The sequence below is a fragment of the Hydrocoleum sp. CS-953 genome, from assembly GCF_002260545.1.
Lineage (GTDB): Bacteria > Cyanobacteriota > Cyanobacteriia > Cyanobacteriales > Microcoleaceae > Trichodesmium.
Genome location: NZ_LGSU01000613.1, coordinates 1 through 3,864, shown reverse-complemented (window position 1 = coordinate 3,864; position 3,864 = coordinate 1). Strand labels below are relative to the sequence as shown.

Here is a 3,864-nt window from a genome sequence, read left to right as displayed (position 1 = left end):
AAAAAGTGCTAGGATATTTCCCAATCTTCAATTCCGTAACGGTTTTAACCAGAGGTAATTATCAATTATCCATTATCAATTATCAATTATTGAACCTATCTATCAACCAATAAGTAATCATTTCTCCCCTACCTTTAACTGGAATAGACCCCCGTGACTCTAATAAAAAGTTATCTTTTAAAAGTTGATAAGTAGCTTCCGTGAGTTGAATTTTACTAGAGATTCCACTTGATTCCATCCGAGATGCTACATTTACTGTATCACCCCACAAATCATAAATAAACTTTTTAATGCCAATTACTCCTGCTACTACAGGTCCAGTATTAATACCAATACGAATTTGGAAAGCTTCTCCTCGATCATTAAAAAATTTCCTAATTGCCTTTTGCATATCTAATGCCATATTAGCGATCGCCTCTGCATGATCTTCTCTAGCTGTGGGTAAACCACCAACAACCATATAAGAATCTCCAATTGTTTTAATTTTTTCTAAATCATGTTGTTCAGTTAATTTATCGAAAACTGAGAAAATTTTATTCAGCATATCCACCAGTTCACTGGGAGATATCCGAGCCGAAAAACCAGTAAAATCGACAATATCAGCAAATAAAATAGTCACATTTTCAAACCGTTTGGCAATCGGATGTTGATTTTGTTTTAATTTTGTAGCAATCTGAGCAGGTAAAATATTCAACAATAAGTGGTCAGATTTTTGTTGTTCTAATCGCAGAGCAGTTTCTACATATTTACGTTTTGTAATGTCTTGAATAGTACCTTCATAGTAAAGTATTTCTCTGTCAATATTGCGAACTACACGAGCATTTTCAGAAATCCAGATTACACTACTATCAGCACGATAAACCTCTGATTCAAAATTCGATACAGAACCATATTTTTCAAGATTAGCAATAAACTCAGAGCGACGATTTTGATTAACATATAATTGTTGGGCAAGATCGGTTATCTGATTCTTTAACTCTGTTTCTGAGGAAAAACCATACATTTTTAATAATGCTGGATTTGCACTAATAAAGCGTCCATCAGGAGTAGTTTGAAATATCCCTTCTGCTGTATTTTCGAAGATGCTACGGTATTTTTCCTCTGCTTTTTGCAGTGCATCTAGCACCCGTTTGCGTTCTGTAATATTACGCGCCACCCAAATTACACAGTTATCTGGTAATGGTGAAATGCTAGCAGTAAACCAAATTTCATCAGGTTTAGGAATGGGAGAATGGGGATGAGGAGGTGATTCGCTAGATTGGTAATTAGGAACTTTACATGAGATACCCCATACAGAATTATACTCTTGGCGCTTAGGATCATTCTGTTGATTATTAGATACGAGCAGACTATATTCTAAATTCACAGTTTCCTTTGTATTCAGCACCCGTTGAATATTAATCATAAATAGATTAGCTTGTTTAGGGGGTAAAACCTCATAAACACTTTTGCCAATCAATTCATTGATAGGAGTATACAATACCTCCGAATTAGTAGATAAGATTTTGACATATCTACCTTGAGCATCGAAGACAGTAATTACATCAGTCATTGCTTCAAACAACACCCGTAGTTCTGCTTCCGATTTTCGTAAGGCAGTCTCTACACGATGACGTTCTGAAATTTCCGTCATTAGCAAACGATTTGATTGTCTTAAAGCTTTAGTTCGTTCCTCAACCTTGCTTTCTAACTGCTGATTAGCTCTTTGTAAAGCTTCCTGTGCTTCTTTCCGTTGTGTAATATCCTCAACAGTTCCCTCATAACGAATTAATTGACCATCTCGATCCCAAACAGCTTTAGCATTTTCAGATATCCAAATTAGACTGCCATCTCGACGATAAATTTGTGATTCGTAGTTAACTACAGCACCCTGCTCCTTTAATTTTTGCATAAATTGCTCTCGGTATTTAGTATTACCGTAAAGTTGATGTTGTAAGCAGATGACATTAGCAATCACTTCTTTAGGAGAATCATAACCATAAATTCTAGCTAATGCTGGGTTAGCACTGATAAAGTATCCATCTGGAGTTGCTTGGAAAATTCCTTCAACAGCATTTTCAAAGATAGTACGATATCTTTCTTCAGCTTGTCGTACTGCTGCTTCTGCATACTTGCGGTCACTAATATCAATACCTATCGCAAAAGCAGCTGCTCCTTGAGCATATTTCTTGGAGACAATTAAATAATTTCGGGCAGTACCATTAACGTAAGCAGATACTTCTCGATAGTCATCCTCAGCAGGACTGGCAAAGAATTGTCCCATAAACTCACTAAATTCTTGACTAGCTTTGAGAAAGCCAATATTTTGACCTACAAAAGCTTCTTGAGGTAAATTGTAGGTTTGTGCTAAGTGTTTATTAACTCCTAAGTAGCGTAAATCTGAGCTTACCCAAGATACAATTCCTGGTACTGCTTCTAAAATAGTTTTGAACTGTTCTTGAGTTGCTCCAAGTTCTAACTCTGCTTGTCTGTGTTCGGTAATATCAATCCCCACTACAAATGCTGCTTGATTGTGATTATATTTGCGAGCAACTATTAAATAATTTCGATATAAATTGTGGTGTTTTGAACTAATTTCAGAGGTTATTTCCTGGTGAGGACTAGCAAAAAAATCTTGGAGCAAAGAGTGAAATTTAGAATTATTGTCTACAAAACCAATATTTTTTCCTATAAATTCGGCTCGTGGAAGGTTAAATGTATCAGCTAATTTTTGATTGACTTCAATATAGGTTAAATCTGAATTAATCCATGAAACCATTCCGGGAACAGCTTCTAATACTGTTTCTAGTTTTTCTTTACTAACTAACAGATTTTTTTCTGCTTGTTTGCGCTCGGTAATATCTATACCTACTACAAAGGCAGCTTGGTTTTCATTGTACTTTTCGGCAACAATCAAATAGCTTCGATATTTCCCATAAATTTCTGATACAAATTCACCTATTATTTCGGGTTCATTACTAGCAAAAAACTTCTCAATAAAATCATAAAATTCATAATTTGTTCCTAAAAAACCAATATTTTTCCCCGGAAATTCTGCTCTGGGTATACCAAAAATGTCGGCTAATTCCTGATTAACTTCTATATAATTCAAATCTGAACTAATCCAAGATACTGTACCTGGTACTGCTTCTAATACAGTTTCTAACTGTTCTTTTGCTTTTATTAACCTTTTTTCTGCTTGTTTGCGTTCGGTAATATCTATACCTACTACAAAGGCGGCTTGGTTTTTATTATACTTTTCTGCAACCACTAAATAATTGTGAGGTTCACCATGAACCATTGATATAATTTCACGAGTTGTTTCTAAGTAAGAACTCTCAAAAAACTCTTCTACAAAGTCATTAAATTCAGAACTTGCTCCTAAAAAACCAATATTTTGGTCTACAAATTTTTCTCTGGGTATACCAAAAATATCAGCTAATTGCTGATTCACTTCTATATAGCGTAAATCCGAACTAATCCAAGATACTGTACCTGGTACTGCTGCCAAAACTGTTTGTAACTGTTCTTTAGCTATTTTTAAATCTTTTACTGCTTGTTGGTGTTCAACAATTTCTTCTATTAACTGATCGTTTGATTCTTTTAGTGCTGCAGTACGCTCTTGAATTATATTATTTAATTCTTGTCCTGTTAAGTTGGAATTTGAATTGGCTTCTTCAAGTTCACTAACAGTTTGACGCAGTTCTATTAACTCTTTAATTAGTTCATCTTTAGTCTTATCTTGATCGTTCATAATTTCAACATCTTATGATACTATACTTTTCGGAGCCCTTTTATGACAGAAAATTTAATTAATCGAGTTTTTGATCCATTCTTTACCACTAAGCCAGTCGGAAAGGGTACAGGTCTGGGCCTTTCCATTAG

General features: G+C 34.8%; 1 protein-coding gene. It reads right to left on the bottom strand.

Annotation, left to right across the window (positions count from 1 at the left end):
- Positions 1–82: 82 nt before the first annotated feature.
- Positions 83–3,733, bottom strand: coding sequence for an adenylate/guanylate cyclase domain-containing protein (locus AFK68_RS06800; RefSeq protein ID WP_094672108.1), 3,651 nt, complete (start codon positions 3,731–3,733; stop codon positions 83–85).
- Positions 3,734–3,864: the final 131 nt, after the last annotated feature.

What these genes read in the sequence shown, in the direction of transcription:
- AFK68_RS06800 (WP_094672108.1), bottom strand. Translation starts at nt 3,733, where the DNA reads ATGAACGATCAAGATAAGACTAAAGATGAACTAATTAAAGAGTTAATA.